This is a genomic window from Priestia endophytica, assembly GCF_026790145.1.
Lineage (GTDB): Bacteria > Bacillota > Bacilli > Bacillales > Bacillaceae_H > Bacillus_I > Bacillus_I endophytica_A.
Genome location: NZ_JALAMS010000003.1, coordinates 58019 through 74442 on the forward strand (window position 1 = coordinate 58019; position 16424 = coordinate 74442).

17 protein-coding genes and 1 riboswitch are annotated in these 16424 nt (G+C 35.9%); of the genes, 11 read left to right on the forward strand and 6 right to left on the reverse strand.

The genetic code is table 11. From position 1 onward, the window contains the following. Nucleotides 1-30: 30 nt before the first annotated feature. Complete coding sequence (locus MOC86_RS04515) at nt 31-1125, reverse strand: hypothetical protein (RefSeq protein WP_268582978.1); 1095 nt, start codon at nt 1123-1125, stop codon at nt 31-33. Between the two features lie 129 nt (nt 1126-1254). Next, nucleotides 1255-1932, reverse strand: coding sequence for an NAD(P)H-dependent oxidoreductase (locus tag MOC86_RS04520; RefSeq protein ID WP_268582979.1), 678 nt, complete (start codon nt 1930-1932; stop codon nt 1255-1257). A gap of 120 nt (nt 1933-2052) precedes the next feature. On the opposite strand from MOC86_RS04520, the gene MOC86_RS04525 reads away from it, so the two are divergent. From MOC86_RS04525 to MOC86_RS04540, 4 genes are all read left to right on the forward strand, one after another. Beyond that, nucleotides 2053-2430 (forward strand): winged helix-turn-helix transcriptional regulator, encoded by a 378-nt coding sequence (locus MOC86_RS04525; RefSeq protein WP_040060427.1) that lies wholly within the window; start codon nt 2053-2055, stop codon nt 2428-2430. Nucleotides 2431-2870: 440 nt separating this feature from the next. Continuing rightward, entirely contained in the window at nt 2871-3902 is a 1032-nt protein-coding gene (locus tag MOC86_RS04530) for a FecCD family ABC transporter permease (protein ID WP_268582980.1), read from the forward strand. Nucleotides 3903-3929: 27 nt separating this feature from the next. Next, on the forward strand, nt 3930-4922 hold the full coding sequence (locus MOC86_RS04535; protein WP_419146605.1) for a FecCD family ABC transporter permease: 993 nt from the start codon (nt 3930-3932) through the stop codon (nt 4920-4922). Nucleotides 4923-4946: 24 nt separating this feature from the next. Continuing rightward, nucleotides 4947-5864: an ABC transporter substrate-binding protein gene (locus tag MOC86_RS04540; RefSeq protein ID WP_268582983.1), complete on the forward strand. Its 918-nt coding sequence runs from the start codon at nt 4947-4949 to the stop codon at nt 5862-5864. A 206-nt stretch (nt 5865-6070) separates the two neighbouring features. Here MOC86_RS04540 and MOC86_RS04545 read toward each other — a convergent pair whose 3' ends face one another. Then, nucleotides 6071-7081, reverse strand: a complete 1011-nt coding sequence (locus tag MOC86_RS04545) for a YdcF family protein (RefSeq protein WP_268582985.1) — start codon at nt 7079-7081, stop codon at nt 6071-6073. A 279-nt stretch (nt 7082-7360) separates the two neighbouring features. Continuing rightward, nucleotides 7361-8284, reverse strand: a complete 924-nt coding sequence (locus tag MOC86_RS04550; RefSeq protein WP_268582986.1) for an iron-hydroxamate ABC transporter substrate-binding protein — start codon at nt 8282-8284, stop codon at nt 7361-7363. A 407-nt stretch (nt 8285-8691) separates the two neighbouring features. On the opposite strand from MOC86_RS04550, the gene MOC86_RS04555 reads away from it, so the two are divergent. The 7 genes from MOC86_RS04555 (at nt 8692) to MOC86_RS04585 (ending at nt 14264) form a co-directional block, all read left to right on the forward strand. After that, nucleotides 8692-9273, forward strand: a complete 582-nt coding sequence (locus tag MOC86_RS04555) for a response regulator (RefSeq protein WP_268582987.1) — start codon at nt 8692-8694, stop codon at nt 9271-9273. A gap of 132 nt (nt 9274-9405) precedes the next feature. Further along, nucleotides 9406-9561 carry a GGDEF domain-containing protein gene (locus MOC86_RS04560; RefSeq protein ID WP_268582989.1) on the forward strand — a complete coding sequence of 52 codons (156 nt, stop codon included), beginning with the start codon at nt 9406-9408 and terminating at the stop codon, nt 9559-9561. 35 nt (nt 9562-9596) lie between these two features. Further along, nucleotides 9597-10289, forward strand: a complete 693-nt coding sequence (locus tag MOC86_RS04565) for a response regulator (RefSeq protein WP_268582990.1) — start codon at nt 9597-9599, stop codon at nt 10287-10289. A 145-nt stretch (nt 10290-10434) separates the two neighbouring features. Beyond that, nucleotides 10435-10540, forward strand: a riboswitch (SAM riboswitch). A gap of 87 nt (nt 10541-10627) precedes the next feature. After that, complete coding sequence (mmuP, locus tag MOC86_RS04570; RefSeq protein ID WP_268582991.1) at nt 10628-12046, forward strand: S-methylmethionine permease; 1419 nt, start codon at nt 10628-10630, stop codon at nt 12044-12046. Beyond that, on the forward strand, nt 12018-12965 hold the full coding sequence (gene mmuM, locus MOC86_RS04575) for a homocysteine S-methyltransferase (RefSeq protein WP_268582993.1): 948 nt from the start codon (nt 12018-12020) through the stop codon (nt 12963-12965). The genes mmuP and mmuM overlap by 29 nt, the downstream gene beginning before the upstream one ends. A gap of 164 nt (nt 12966-13129) precedes the next feature. Then, nucleotides 13130-13549, forward strand: a complete 420-nt coding sequence (locus MOC86_RS04580; protein WP_268582994.1) for a hypothetical protein — start codon at nt 13130-13132, stop codon at nt 13547-13549. A gap of 97 nt (nt 13550-13646) precedes the next feature. After that, the gene (locus MOC86_RS04585) at nt 13647-14264 is read left to right on the forward strand and encodes a YitT family protein (protein WP_040060414.1); all 618 of its coding nucleotides are present in this window, start codon (nt 13647-13649) and stop codon (nt 14262-14264) included. A gap of 38 nt (nt 14265-14302) precedes the next feature. On the opposite strand, the gene MOC86_RS04590 is transcribed toward MOC86_RS04585, so the two are convergent. Beyond that, complete coding sequence (locus MOC86_RS04590; RefSeq protein WP_268582995.1) at nt 14303-15475, reverse strand: M20 family metallopeptidase; 1173 nt, start codon at nt 15473-15475, stop codon at nt 14303-14305. Nucleotides 15476-15526: 51 nt separating this feature from the next. Next, nucleotides 15527-16372, reverse strand: a complete 846-nt coding sequence (locus tag MOC86_RS04595; RefSeq protein WP_268582996.1) for a MurR/RpiR family transcriptional regulator — start codon at nt 16370-16372, stop codon at nt 15527-15529. Nucleotides 16373-16424: the final 52 nt, after the last annotated feature.

Below are 16424 nucleotides of genomic sequence, written 5' to 3' on the forward strand. Positions count from 1 at the left end.
GCTTTTTGCGGACCGCAGGAGTTTTATTTTTTATAAAGATTGTTCACTACGCTGTATTTGGTTTGTTTTAGGGTGTGCAATAGAGCTAAAAAAGAGCATTAAAAGTTCAGCAAGACATAAGGACAGAATAACCCAAATGCCCGTTAATAATGTAGTATGCTGAACAATTGCTTGAAGTTTTGATGAAGGTTCAACATAAGAAGTGAAAGTATAAAACATAGCAAACGTAAACAATCGGCTCCATTGCGATACATCGTACGTTAGAATACCTTCTCGAATTCCATATAATTTAATGCGCTCATACATGCGATAAATTTCAATTCCTTCAACAAGAAAAAACATAAGACAAGCAAGTACCCAAATGAATAAAATCATTTCTGGATTGATGGCTTGAGACGTTATACAGGCGAGCCCTGTAATCGATAAAGCTCCATGAAGAATACAATTAGTATTATTCCAATGTGTAGCAACTCTCCCAGTAGAAGATCGACTGACATAGCGTTTAGCTATAAAAAAGAGGCTAATACAGTAAAGAAGAATTCCCGTTGTGACTAAGCAAACATTGAGTATTTGCGGTAAATCAATCCAGACGGTATTTAACAATAGTACAATTGATTGGGTACTCACTGTTGTAAGAAGCAAAATTCCGTGAGCTTTTTTCAGGAGTTGAGCTCTTTGGGAGATTAGGAGTGTTTTTATGCAAATGAAAATATACATAGTCCACAAACCACCATTGAAAAGGGAAAGTATCTTTGCAACGAAAAGCAAGTCAGTAAAATGTTTCGCAAGCAAAATACCGGAAATTGAAGTGCCAGCAATCCACGTTCCCATTCCAAATCGATTTAAAGGGTCATTATAGTGTTTTTCAATAAATTTATGATGAAAAAGTGAAGTTGAAATAGAAATGAAAAAAGAAATCCAAAGAGAGAAGATAATGATACTCATAACTTTTCCATAGCCTAATGTAAAAAATTTAGAACCAAAGTAGTTTGATAAGGCTCCTTCTGTAATAATTCCTAAAGCCATCACAATTGCCATTGTTGATGTTTTAATATAAACTTCTTTCATTATTATAAAAGAAGTTATAAGAGCAGAAAGAATGATTAGTAAAATAAAATATAGCATAGATCCTCACCATCATTTGAAATATGTGTAAGCTTTAATGTTTTTATTGTAACATGGTATGCATGAAAATTGGGGAGGGGGAGGAATGCTTACAAAAAAGCTCGTTGCTATAAGCAACGAGCTTTTAGATTAAATCCACTCTACGATACTTTCTAACATTTGTCTCGATTTAGGGCGAGGATCATTTAGACGATATCCAAAAGCAACTGTGCAAGCGAGACTAAAACCTTTCTCTGGCATCACACCTTCTTCGATAAGTATTTTTTCTGCCTTCTCTTTATCGAAACCTTCAATAGGACAAGAGTCGATTCCAATCATTGCAGCAGACGTCATCATATTTCCCATAGCAATATAAGTTTGACGAGCTGCCCATTCAAACATTTGCTCATCGTATTTAGTTAATTCAAAATCATTTTCAATAAAATTGCGGTATGCCTTTCCTCTACCTTCCACAGCTTCATTAGGAAGAGCGTGCACATCTTTCATCATTCCTTGAATGTAATCTGAATCAGGAGCTAAACTGTCTTTTGTGCGAGCAAGAAACACAACAAAGTGACTTGCTGTTGGTAGCTGCTTTTGAGCTCCCCATGAAACAGCTCTTAATTTCTCGCGTATTTCTTCATTTTGAACTACAATAAATTTCCATGGTTCAAATCCAAATGAAGAAGGGGAAAGTCGCCCTGTTTCTAGAATGAAATTAAAGTCATCTTCTGAAATTTTCTTTGTTTTATCAAACTCTTTACTAGCATGTCTATATTGATAAGCATTTAAGATTTCTTCTTTATTAAAGGTTGGTTTTGTAGCCATCATTATCCTCTCCCTTTTTCGTTTTATAGGTAGAGTATAGTACACATAAACAATAAATATAAGTACGCACATTTTTGTGGTATAGTATCAAAAAAGGTACTGTAGAAAGAAGGTGTCCGTATGAATGAAAAGGAATCAAACTTAGCCTTTCTTGGGAGATATTCATGTCCTGTTGAAGCAACAGTTGATGTTATTGGCGGGAAATGGAAGAGTGTTATTGTTTATCACTTACTTAATGGAACAAAACGATTTAATGAATTAAAAAGACTCAACAAAGGAATTACACAGCGAATGCTTACACTTCAACTTCGGGAACTAGAAGCTTCAGGAATTGTTCATAGAGAGATTTATCGTCAAATTCCTCCTAAAGTGGAATATTCCTTAACTGAGTTTGGAAGATCTCTAGAACCGCTCATTTTATTTATGAGAAATTGGGGATTAGAGAATATGGAAAAGGTATTAGAAAACAGAGAGAAGCATGAAACAAATCAATCCTGAAGGAGTTAGAACATATTTTAAAAAGAGGGTATTCATTTGGAAAACAAGTTTATTTACACGTGGAACGTTTCAATAATTTCTCCTTTTAATTTTCTTTTCTCCCCTTTTCACAAAGGGCTATCAAGAAAAGGTGCCCTTATCTGTTTTCGTCTTTTTTCTGATTACTTTCATTAAGGCATTGATTGAGGGGGTTATCATAAAAAGAATAGAAAATAAACATCAGATGTATAGTAGGATGTGGAGATTGTTGATTAACATCAGTGTTCATGTTCTGTTTTGTTTACTCTAAGCCTAATCAATATTGATTAGGCTTTTTGTTTGCTATTAAGAAAGGATTGTCATTCGTCTTTTCACTCGCTATAATAGGGATATTGTGAAAATGATTATCAATTGAGAAAAGGGATTCTTATAAGGAAGGCTTCTACTAGAGGAGTGAGCATATGGGAAATAGTCTTTCAAATAAATTTATTAGGAAGAGAACAAGTTCTGTCATCTTTCTCTCTTTTTTACTAGCTCTTATCATTCTCTGCATTTGTGTATTTATAGGGATTACTTTTGGAGCGAAGAATCTAGATTTTCAAACTGTATGGAAAGCAACTTTTCATTATAATAATCAAATTACTGCTCAGCAAATTATTCATGAGCTACGCCTTCCAAGGGTCATTGGAGCGACTGTTATTGGAGCTGCTTTTGCTGTAGCTGGAGCACTTATTCAAGGTATTACACGAAACCCTTTAGGAGATACGGGAGTATTGGGGATTAATGGAGGATCTATGCTTATTGTTGCTCTATGTTTTGCTTTTTTACCAAATCTCTCTTACCCCACTCTCATGGTGTTCTCTTTTATCGGAGCTATCTTGAGTACACTTTTAATCTTTGCTATTAGTGTAGCTTCTCGGGGTGGGTTTACGCCAATGAAGCTTACAGTAGCAGGTGCAGTTATAGCAGCTCTGCTACATTCTTTAACAACTGGAGTTGCTATCTATTATGATTTGAGTCAAGATCTAGCATTTTGGTATGCAGGTGGAGTATCAGGAGTAAAATGGTCTCATTTATCCATATTAGTTCCTATTATCCTCGTTGTTATTGGAATTAGTACTTGCTTAGGTAAATCTCTTTCTCTTATTGCAATGGGAGATGATATGGCTGCTAACCTTGGGGTTAAAACATTAAGAGTTAAGGTTATAGGAATCGTTCTCGCGGTTATCTTAGCAGGAGTTTCAGTATCAGTTGCTGGTTCAATTGGGTTTATTGGCCTCGTAATTCCCCACATTGCAAGGAAAATTGTCGGAACAAATTATTATGCTATTATTCCAATGTCAGCTTTATTAGGAGCTATCTTATTAGTTATCGCTGATTTGGGGGCCCGCACTGTTGACCCTCCACGAGAACTTGCTATTGGTATTATGGTAGCCTTTGTTGGTGTTCCATTTTTCCTTTATATTGCCCGTAAAATAGGGAGGGAATTATAGGTGAGAGCTTTATGGAACAACGTAGGAATAAGAAGAACGTATGCTGTAACAATTCTTTTCATCATTTTAAGTTTAGTCTCAATCCTTATTAGTCTAGATACAGGTACAATTCCACTATCTCCTTTAGAAGTGATTAATACATTTTTAGGGAAAGGTGATTTTTACAGTGAGACGGTGCTTTTTGATTATCGCTTACCTCGTATACTAATCACAGTTTTAGCTGGGATTGGATTAGGCATCTCAGGAGCTATTCTACAAGGATTATCTCGTAATCCTCTAGCAGATCCCGGAATTATTGGACTTAATACAGGTTCAGCTTTTGGATTGATGATTTTTATTACATATTTTCACTCCTTAAATGAACATGCCTCTCTTTATATCCCTCTTTTCACTTTTATAGGAGGGGTATTAGCAGCCTTTGTCATTATTTTATTAACATACAATGAGCAGCAAGGCATCATCCCAATTAGATTGATTCTAGTTGGAATAGCTGTTTCAGCAGGGTTTAGCGCTGCTACTCTTTTCTTATCCTTACGTCTAGATGAAGAAACATATATGTTTGCTTCTAGATGGTTAGTTGGAAATGTATGGGCTAGAGATTGGATTCATGTAATTACTCTTTTGCCCTGGATTCTTGTATTAGGTCCGCTCTCATGGTTTCAGTCAAGAACTTTAGATGCTCTTTCTTTAGGGGATCAAGTTGCTTCAAGTCTAGGAGCATCCGTTCAAAAAAAGCGTTTATTGCTATTAGCTCTAGCTGTTGGTTTATCAAGTGCTAGCGTAGCTATGGCAGGTGGAATTGGTTTCATTGGTCTAGTAGCACCTCATCTTGCTAGGAGACTTGTAGGCCCATTATATCGACATTTTTTACCTCTTTCAGCTCTTATTGGTCTGCTGATTTTAGTTGTAGCTGATACGATTGGGAGAAATATATTTGAGCCTAATTCTATTCCAGCAGGAGTTGTTGTTGCTGCTGTTGGCGCCCCTTATTTTCTTTACTTATTAATAAAAACTAAATAAATAGATAAAAAAAAGGAGTACAAGATGAAAAAATATTTAATTACAATACTAAGTATTGTCATGGTGGTAAGTATTCTCGCTGGATGTGGCCAAAGTAATTCAAGCGAAAATCGTAAAACATCAGAAGATACAAAGAGTGGTAAGGAAGAGAAAATTGCCTCACTTTCTATTCATTTAACAAATGACCTTCTTGCTCTAGGCCTAACACCAGCTGGATCAGTTGTTGGTGGAGCATTAAAAGATTTTCTGCCTCATGTTAAAGAAGACTTGAAAAATACAGAAAAGCTAGGTTCTGTCAAAGATCCAAATATGGAAGCTTTACTCTCTCTAAAACCAGATGCTATTTATCTTGATAAAGAATACTCAGGAAGTGATTTAAATCAGTTCGAAAAAATTGCAGAAACTCATGTATTTGATTTGGATAAAGGAACGTGGAGAGATCACTTAAAAGAAATTGCCAAGATCGTGGATCGTGAAAAAGAAGCAAACCAGTTCATTAAGGATTATGAAGAAGAAGAGAAAGAAGTTAAGAGTTTAATCCAGAAAGAGCTTGGTGAACATAACAGCACAATGGCTATAAGAGTGACAGCAAAAGAACTTCGCGTTTTCACAACGAAACGTCCAATGGGCCCTATCTTATTTGAAGATCTAGGATTAACTCCTGCTTCAAAAGTGAAAGAGCTTGACCAAACGCAACCATATGAAGTCATCTCCCAAGAAGTACTACCAGACTTTGACGCTGATGCTATTTTTGTTGTTGTAAACGAAGATGATCAATCACAAACAGCGTTCAAAGAACTTGAAAAGTCACCAATTTGGAAAGGGTTAAAAGCTGTGAAAAATGAACATGTTTATGTTGTACCAGAACAGCCTTGGCTTGACTATTCTGCACTAGGTAATAAGCTTGCTTTAGATAATGCAAAGGAACTTTTTAATAAGTAACAATGTAGCTTCAACCTACAGTTTTAAGAAGCCACGTTGATGAATAGAAGATTAGTAATAAAAAAAGCTAGATGAACATCCTTTCGTCTAGCTTTTTTCTATATTTAGTCGGCATTACGTCTATTTTCTTGATTAGTTGATGTTCGTATTTTAAATGGGAATCAATCATCTATCGATTGCCTTTGAAACTATTTTCCTTTTCTTACTTATTGATAGAGTAAGAAAGCTGCTGCTAATAGTGCTAGGGGAATAAACAAAAGGAGATGTACACTCTTATACATAAATAAAATCGCAATAAACTCCCGAATAAAAGCGTTTGGAACAAAGTAAGAAGCGGTTTTAGAACCAATTCCATCTATAGAAAGTCCAGCCCTCTTAGCATAGAGCCCAGCTCGAAATAGATGAAAGCGATTTGTAACAAAGATGGCTTTATAATCCCGCTTTTCTCTCTCCATTATCTCTTTTGAAAATCTCATATTTTGATCTGTATCAACTGCTTTGTCTTCAACTAGAATGTCGTCAGAAGGTATTCCTGCATTTCGTAGATAACGAGCCATTGCCTCACCTTCCGGAATCGATTCATTTGGTCCCTGTCCACCTGTTACAACAAATTTAGCGCGTTTTCCTTTTCTTTTCATCTGTTTATAGTAAAAAGAAATTCCTTTATCAAGTCGACTTGCAAGTAACGGGGGGACTTTTTCTCCGATAATCCCACTTCCTAGTACGATAATAAAGTCTTTATTCCGAAATGGTTGATGTAGGAAATAAAGGTAGGTAGAGACTAAATAGCAGAAAAACCAAAACCCATAAAATATAGCGATAACTAAAATTATAGAAATAATAGAAGGAAAAAGGTATTGTGAGAAAATCGCATAAGAGACAATAAATAAAATAATAGCCACTCCTAATGTAAGAGAAAGCAGGTTTGTAGGCTTTTTTCCTTCTTTTCTAATAAGTTCACGACCGTTACGGATTAGATAAATAGCAATAAACACAATGATAAAGGGGATAAGAAAGATAAACAAAATAGCAAATAAAACTAAAATCCATTTAAGTGGTTCAAGGTACTCCACTTTTAGAACAACCACTGTAATACTCATCATAAGAAGTAGCATGCTTATCGTGAGTAAAAATCCATTTAAGATTCGTCTCTTATCCGTTAAGTAACTAACTAAGAATAAAAGAAAGCTGATAGCGGTTAAAGACGCTAATATCAATGGCAGTACCTCCTTTGATGTTATATATATTATCTTTTGAGCATGTAAAAGCCTATATATAATGCTCTAATTTAAGGGAAAAGATGTAATACCTTTATTCTTGCTAAACATTTCAGCATAACTCATAATTACGTTGCAAATAAAAAAGAAATTAGGATACGAAAAGGAAGAATTAATGGTATCCATTCCTCTCTGCTAGTTATTAACTAAAAGTCATTTACCATAAATAAAAATCCCCCGTCTCTTTATTTAGAAAGAGACGGGGGAGTAGTTTTATGTTTATTTTTCTAAGAAAGATTTTTTGAAGAAATCTAGCTGATAATCCAACGTAATTGGATCACTAAAGTATGCTTCTTTTGCATCCATTTCAAATAAATGGCCATTCTTTACTGCTGGAATATTTTTGTATATTTCTGTTTGTTGGAATGAATTATCAGCTTCTGAACTCTTACTAAAGATAATATAGTCGCCCGCATATTGTGGAAGAACTTCAGCTGAAATTGAACGATATCCTTCCTTTAATGCATCTTGTTTCACTTTTTCAGGCATCTTTAGCCCCATTCCTTGATAAAGGACCTCTGTACCTCGTGCCCAATTATCGCCAAAAACATAAAGCTCTTTATTTGCTGATTCAATTACAGAAACGGTTGCATCTTCACCAATTTTTGCTTTTACATCTTTACCTGCTTGCTGTGCTCTTTTCTTGAAGTCATCCACCCATTTTTGTGCTTCGTCTTCTTTTCCAACAAGCTTTCCAATCTCAATCTGTTGTTCCAAGTAATCAAGTTTACCCCATGTATATGTAACAGTAGGAGCAATATCCTTTAGTTTATCGATATTTTTTGTAGTAGATAAACCAACAATAAGATCAGGGTTAAGTTCAATAATTTTTTCTAAATCATCTTCAGAAACGACCTCTGCATCTTTTAAATACTTATTATAGCGAGGATTATCTTTAGCCCAGCTATCCACTCCAACAATATTAATATCAAGGCTAGCTAGGTTACCTGCAAAGCTAGAAAGAACAACAACGCGTTTCGGGTTTTTCGGTACTTTTACAGACCCGCTTTCTGACTGGTATGTAACCATTTCTTCTTTATTATCACTTGAAGCTGAATTCTTATCTTTATCAGTGTTTCCGTTGCTGCATGCACTTATTAGTAACACGAAAACAAGAGAAAGGGGAACTAACCATTTTTTCATATTAATTTCTCCTTTAAAAGAATATAGTGGTTAGTTTATGAACGATTATCGTAATTATCCACCTATGTATATAAAAATAATTAAACGATAATGATTATCATTACTAACTATATTTTTAATATAATGTCGATTTATGTAGTTGTCAATCTATATTTAAATCGTTTACATCATATGCTTTGACTATTTTTTAATTAACAATAAAACAGGAGAAATAAAAAGTGAATTCATATGTTTAGCAGAGAAAATGTGCAGCTACTTTCACTTTTTTTATTTCAGTAAAAGGGAGCTTATTTGGGGAAATACTATATTAACGGAAAATATTTTATAATAAAAACAAGAAATCTCTTTATGGGAAGATAGAGAGTTTCTTCTTTCTATATCAATTTCTTTCAACAAGGAGATCAGAAATGGAAAAATATAAGCAGCACTTCTTGAAAAATATACGGAAACAGCTAAAAGATTGGGAAGTTGTTTCTTTCATTTCTCATGAAGAGCTTTACAGATTTCTTCATTCTATAGCAGGGACAGCTGCAACAATAGGTTTGGATAAAATTAGAATGAAGGCAAGAGAGCTAATGAATGGGCTAGAAGATATGGATAAAGAAGAGTGGGGAATGGAGAATGTAGAGCACTATATATTCGATGTCATCCATCTTTGTTACGCATATGATTATCAAGAAATAACCGACTTTTCCAAAAAGATTAATGAACAACAAAAAGAGAGTGCTGTCATCTTATTAATTGATGATGACACATCTTTTTTAATGTATATGAAAGAAAAATTAGAAGAGAAAGCTAATTGGTATATCATTGTAGTAGCAAACCCTCAAAAGGCTGCCTCTACTCTTTACGATATGAAACCAGATTGTGTGATTATTGATATTCATATGAAGGAGAAAAGTGGACTTGAGTTTTTAAATGGAAAGCTTGAACAACAATTTGTTCCAACTGTGGTAGTAAGTGGATATGGGGGGAGAGACACGCATTAATAGCTACCGAAAAGGTGCAGATGATTTTATTCAGAAACCGTTTGATATAACGGAGTTTATTGTTCGTATCAAAGGCAATTAGACAGAAAAAAGCAAATTCATGATCTGTTACTTCTTGATGAGTTGACACATGTGTATAATCGTAAATATTTAAATCAAGCTTATGAACAGTTGCAAAATGAAAGGAATCGTTCTAGAGAACCATACTGTTTAGCTGTTTTAGATATTGATCATTTCAAGAAAATTAATGATACACATGGTCCTCTCTTGTTGGAGATGAAATCTTAAAAGCATTTGCTCGCTTTTTAAAAGAGGAAACACGTATGAATGACATTGTGGTTCGTTTTGGGGGAGAAGAATTCATCATTCTTTTTCCGAAAACAAATATTCAGGAAGGGTATGAGGTGATTGATCGGTTACGGGGGAAATTTAAAGAGTTGTCCTTTGAAGGAAAAAGGACATTTTTCTGCACATTTTCCTCAGGGATTGTAGAGGTAAACAATGTAAATACACTCGAATACTGGTTACAACTAGCAGATAGTGCTCTTTATGAGGTAAAGAAAAAAGGCCGCAATCGAGTACAGAAGGCAGAGTCCTTATATAGTTTTTGGCCTCAAAAAACATTGAAAGTAGCAGTAGTTGATGACGATCCAATTATTAGAACGATTATCAAAGGCATCTTAACAAAGTTTCCTCACCAGCAGATGGTTCTTGAAGTTAAAACATTTAAGGATGGGAAAGACTTTATGAATTCTAAATGGCATATAACAGAGGAGGATCCTTGTCTTGTGATTTTAGATGGGATTATGCCAAACGTAGATGGATTAGAAGTGCTAAAAAGGCTGCATAGTCAAGAACAGCAAGGGCTTTATAAAGTAATTATGCTTATTTTACGAAACAGTAAGAAGGATGTGGCGAGAGCACTTCAACTTGGGGCAGATGATTATATGACAAAGCCGTTCAACTTATTAGAGTTGGAAACAAGAGTAGGAAAATTAATGAGCAGAATGTTTTAGCGCTAGTAATGAAGAAAATAAGGAGAGTTGATCGAAAAGAGCAGGTTTCTCTGCCCTTTTTTTAGTTTGTTATGTTTGACTATTCTGAACTATTAGAATGGTATTGACAATTAATAAAGAGAACGATATAGTTATGAAAATTGAATTCTTATCCAGAGAGGTGGAGGGACTGGCCCTTTGAAGCCTCAGCAACAGGTCGATTATAGACACTGTGCTAATTCCAGCGGGTGATTTAGCCTGATAGATAGGACCGTACGTTTTTATTTGTCAGTAACGCATCCATGGATTGGATGCGTTTTTTTATTGGATTTTTAATTGAAATATGAAGGAGAATCAGCATGGGAGCTCAACCAAAACAGGAATTTCAAAGAAAAATGAAGGAAAGACACCTTGTAATGCTTTCACTTGGAGGAGTTATTGGAACAGGTCTTTTCCTAAGCTCTGGTTATACAATTCAACAGGCAGGCCCCTTTGGTACTATTCTTTCTTATCTCGTTGGTGCCGTTGTTGTCTATCTTGTAATGCTATGTTTAGGAGAACTTTCTGTTCACATGCCTGAAACAGGAGCATTCCATGCCTATGCAGCCAAATATATCGGTCCAGGAACAGGGTATGCTGTTGCATGGCTTTATTGGTTAACGTGGACGGTTGCTCTTGGATCAGAGTTTACAGCAGCAGGGCTGCTTATGCAGCGTTGGTTTCCCTCTATTAATGTGTGGATATGGAGTGCATTATTTGCTGTTTTGATTTTTGTTCTTAATGCTTTAACAGTCAAATTTTTTGCAGAATCAGAGTTTTGGTTTTCATCTATCAAAGTTTTAGCCATTGTATTTTTTATTATCCTAGGAGCCGGAGCAATGTTTGGTATCATTCCGCTAGAGCATTCAGAAGCTGCTCCCTTTTTCTCTAATATAACGAGTGAAGGTCTTTTTCCAAATGGAGCATTAGCTCTTGTAATGACGATGCTTGCAGTTAACTTTGCTTTTTCAGGAACAGAGCTTATTGGGGTTGCGGCTGGGGAAACAGTTGATCCAGAGAAGAATATCCCAAAAGCTATTCGTACAACATTATTCCGACTTATTATTTTCTTTGTTGGAACGATTGTTATTTTGGCAGCACTCTTACCAAGTTCAGAAGCAGGAGTTGTAGAAAGTCCATTTGTTGCTGTTCTTGAAAAAATAGGTGTCCCATACGCAGCAGATATTATGAACTTTGTCATTTTAACAGCTATTCTATCAGCAGCAAACTCAGGGCTCTATGCTTCATCTAGAATGCTCTGGTCACTTGCTGATCAAAAAACAATTTCACCCATCTTTGCAAAGTTAACAAAGAGAGGTGTTCCAATCTATGCTGTAATTTTAAGTATGGTTGGAGGGGTACTTGCTTTATTTTCAAGCATTATTGCTCCTGATACAGTATATATTGTTCTTGTCTCTATTTCAGGACTTGCCGTTGTTATTGTTTGGATGAGCATTAGTCTTTCACAGCTTTTCTTCCGTCGTCGTTATATTCGAGAAGGAAACTCTGTTGAAGATTTAGCATACAAAACACCGCTTTATCCATTTGTCCCTATTGCATCATTTTTACTTTGTTTAGCATCATGTATTGGGATTGCTTTTGATCCAACACAGCGTATAGCCTTGTATTGCGGCCTTCCATTTATTATTTTATGCTATATCGTATATTACACAACTCAACATTTTAAAAAGAAAAAGGAGCCTATTGAATATGCTAATGGAGAGAAAAGATCCAGTTAAAAATATTCTAGAACAATATCAAACTTTAATTGTAGACGGAGCACTTGCAACAGAACTAGAGGGATATGGCTGTGACCTTAATGATCCTCTCTGGTCTGCACGTGTTCTTATTGAAAATCCAGAACTTATATATAAAGTTCATAAGGAATACTTTCTTGCTGGAGCAGATTGTGCCATTACAGCAAGCTATCAAGCAACAATTGATGGCTTTAAACAGCGAGGAATTCAAGAAGAAGAGGGAATTAAGCTTATTAAAAAAACGGTAGAGCTTGCCAAACAGGCACGTGATGATTTCTGGGATGAACACAAGAGCAATGGGAGACCCAAACCTATTGTTGCAGCATCTGTTGGACCATATGGAGCATACCTTGCAGATGGTTCTGAATACGTTGGAAACTATGGGATTGATGATGAAACCCTTCGAGCTTTTCATGAGCCAAGAATTAAAGCGCTGATTGAAGCAGGAGCGGATGTTCTTGCATTTGAAACCATTCCTTCTTTGCAGGAAGCAAAAGTCTTGTCTGGTCTTTTGGGAAAATTTCAATCTGCTTATGCTTGGCTTTCTTTCTCCCTGAAAAATGAGAAGGAGATTAGTGATGGAAGTGCGCTTAAGGTATGTGCAGAAGTTTTTAAGGAACATCCTCAGATTGTTGCAGTTGGCGTGAACTGCTCAGCTATGAGTGTTGTTACAGAGGCTATTCGTACTCTTCATCACTACAGTGGTAAGCCTGTTATTGTTTATCCAAACTCGGGAGAGACGTATGATGCTGAAACAAAAACGTGGCATGGATCTTCAACAGGAAAAGGATTTCATGAAGAATCGAAAGACTGGTATGAAGCAGGAGCCCGTTTAATTGGAGGATGCTGTCGTACTTCTCCACAGCATATTAAAGAGCTTGCTCATACATTTAGAGCCTAAAAAAAGCGTTTCTAAGCTAGCTTAGAAACGCTTTTTTTATAGGTTGATCCGCTTTTGGCTGTAGAGATTCATCAGCGGAGGGAGTTCCTTTTGTAATTACATCTCGTAGCATCTTTGCAAGTGCTCCACTATAGACAAGAACATAGAAAAAAGGAGGACAAAATATGAAATGGAGAGCTTTTATAGGTGGAATTATTTCAGGTATCATAATGAGTGTTTTTTTAAAAGGAATCGAAGAATTAACTCATCTTCGTGTTTATACATTGTTACTAAATGTAGATTATATTCCATTGTTAAAACGGGTAACATCAAATGAACCATTGGAGCTTATTCTTCACCTTATAGTAGCTGTTATTGTTTCTGTTGTTTGGTTTGTTGTGCTCCGAAAAATCAATCTAACGAAGAAAAAGAGCAGAATAGCAACAATTATGATGGCAATGTGTATTGGTCTTCTTTTATATCCTTCTACAATTATGTCAGAGAGAACCCCCTCCTTTTCTTCTTTACCTTCTTTAGGATTTTGGCTTCTGGGCCATTTAATATTTGGTATATTATTAAGTCTTTTTTATAAGCGGGATAAATAGTTTTATGCGCCTTCTCGAGAAAACCGTCATGTTCTTTTGGTTGAAGAATATATTGAACTATGGACAAGTACGGAAGAGGTTTAGATAGGGGGCGTATATGTACGTTGAACGATTGAAATATGTAATTCAAAGCAGTGTTAGAAAAACATCTTTATACAGGAGAATTTTTTTTGTTCTTTGTGGAGCAATGCTTGTTGCCGTTTCTTTAGAGCTTTTCCTCGTGAGAAACAGCGTCATTGATGGGGGAATTGTTGGGGTAAGTCTCATTCTCTCTCATCTTTCATCTTTTGAAGCAGGCCCTCTTCTTCTTTTATTAAACAGTCCTTTTCTTCTTGTAGGATATCAATATATGGGAAGGCGATTTGTATTTCTAAGTATGCTTGCCATTTTTGCGTTATGGAGCGGAATGTTTTTGTTGAAACCATACCCGGTTCTTACAACAAACCCTTTTGTTGTAATTGGCGTAGGAGGAACAATTTTAGGACTTGGAATAGGATTGATTATTCGCTATGGAGGAGCTTTAGATGGGACGGAGATTTTAGCTATTTTATTAAGTAAGAGAACAAGATTCTCTATCGGTCAATATGTGATGATCTTTAACTTTATTATCTTTGGAAGTTCTATTTTTGTATTTGGAATGAGAGAAGCCTTTTACTCTCTTGTTACGTACTTTATTGCCTATAACATTATTGACTTGTCCGTCCAAGATCAATAGCTTAGAGCCATATCAATCTCTTGATATGGCTCCTTTGATTAAGATTGTAAATAAGAAAGAGTAAGGGAAGTCAGCATTTTTGCTGCAATAAGCATTGATTTCTCATCAATATCAAATTTAGGATGATGGTGAGGATAATTTGCTTGTTTCTTTTCATTGCCTGCACCAGTAAAAAAGTATGCACCTGGTACTTTTTGAAGATAATAAGCGAAATCTTCTCCACCCATATTTGGTAAAACCTCTTTTGTATTGGAAGGCCCAACAATAAGTGAGGCATGTTCTGCAACCAAATTTGCTTCATGAGAATGATTGATTACAGCAGGATACCCTTTTTGATATGTAAAATCATAGGAAGCGCCACCTTGTTGGCAAATACCTTCCGTGATTTTTTCCATCTCTTGTTGAATAAAATGTTGTACTTCTTCATCAAATGTGCGAACCGTACCTCTGATGGTAGCTTTTTGCGGAATAACATTAAAAGCATCACCGGCTTGGAAAGAGGATACAGTTAAGACAGCGGGCTTTAAAGGATCAACGCGTCTGCTTACAATGTGCTGGAGAGCTTGAACGAGTGAAGTTCCGATTGCAATTGGATCAACTGTATCATGAGGGGAAGCCCCGTGGCCCCCCTTCCCATTAATTGTAATATCAAATCGGTCCGCAGCTGCCATAAATTCTCCGCTACGGTATCCAATCTCCCCAATTGGGATAGGCGTCCAAAGGTGTGTGCCAAAAATAATATCCACACCATCAAGACATCCATCTTCAATCATTGGTTTTGCTCCGCCAGGCGTTATTTCTTCCGCAAATTGATGGATAAATACGACGTTTCCACAAAGCCTATCCCTCATTTCAGAGAGAACCTTAGCAACGCCAAGGAGTGTTGCAGTATGAGCATCATGTCCACATGCGTGCATAACCCCTGGATTTTTAGATTTATATGGAACATCTTTTTCATCTTGGATCGGAAGAGCATCAAAATCAGCACGTAAAGCAACTGTTTTTCCTTGAGTACCACCTTTTAGAAAGCCAACAACTCCGTTTCCTCCAACACCTGTTTTCACATCTAACCCTAATGATTTTAAATAATCCGCGATTTTAGCAGGAGTTTGTACTTCATGAAATGAGAGTTCAGGATATTGATGAAAATAGCGGCGCAGTTCTACTATTTCAGGGTAAATATCTTCTAAACGGGCTAACTGTTCTTTCATAACCTTTATCCCTCCGATATTGTTTCTTTATCCTTATTTTCTTATCGAGCTTTACATTCTTGTATTTGAAATAGCATCCCTTACTTTCTCTAAGGACACCTCTGCTTTCTGTTTATTTAGCATCATAATATTCGCATAAAGAGCATCAATAAGGCTCAATTGACCAATCCTAGAAGCAAGTGCTTCAGAACGATATTCTGTTTCTTCAGAGCTTGTATAAAGTGCTACATTTACACCTTGACTTAAAGGAGATTTTGGAAAGCTTGTAATACCAATGGTTTTGACTCCATTCTTTTTAGCAACATCTAAAATTTCCATGATCTCTTTATTAGAGCCTGAGTGGGAGATGAAGACAGCCGCATCTTTTTCAGTGAGCTGTGAAGCAGACATTCGTTGAAAATGTGAATCAATAAAAGCAAAGGAATCGATACCTGATCGGATGAATTTGTGATAAGCATCCATTGCAATGACGCTGGATCCTCCTATTCCAAAGAAATGAATGCGGCGTGCTTGAAGCAGAAATTGCACCGCTTTTTGAATAGATGATTGCTCTAATATTTCAAGCGTATTTTCAAGCGTTCGGATGTTTGAATGAAAAATTTTTTGAGAGACTGTTTTTTCATCATCCTCCTCTAAAATTTTTTCATTAATTTGTTGAACAGGACTCATTGTTTCAGAAGCAAGTGAAATTTTCATTGCTTGATAGCCTTTGAAACCAATTCGTTTGCAAAAGCGAAATACTGTTGCATCTGCTACACGCAAATCTTCTGCAACCTCATTAATCGTCCCATGAATAATTTTCTCGGGATGATTTAAGATATAATTAGCGATTTTCTTTTCTTTTTCACTAAATCGAGCAAAATGGGAGCGTATTTTACCTAAACAGTTTTGTACCATATCATAAATCACTTCCTCTACGTTCACTAGCATTTAATATTTATTTTACAAC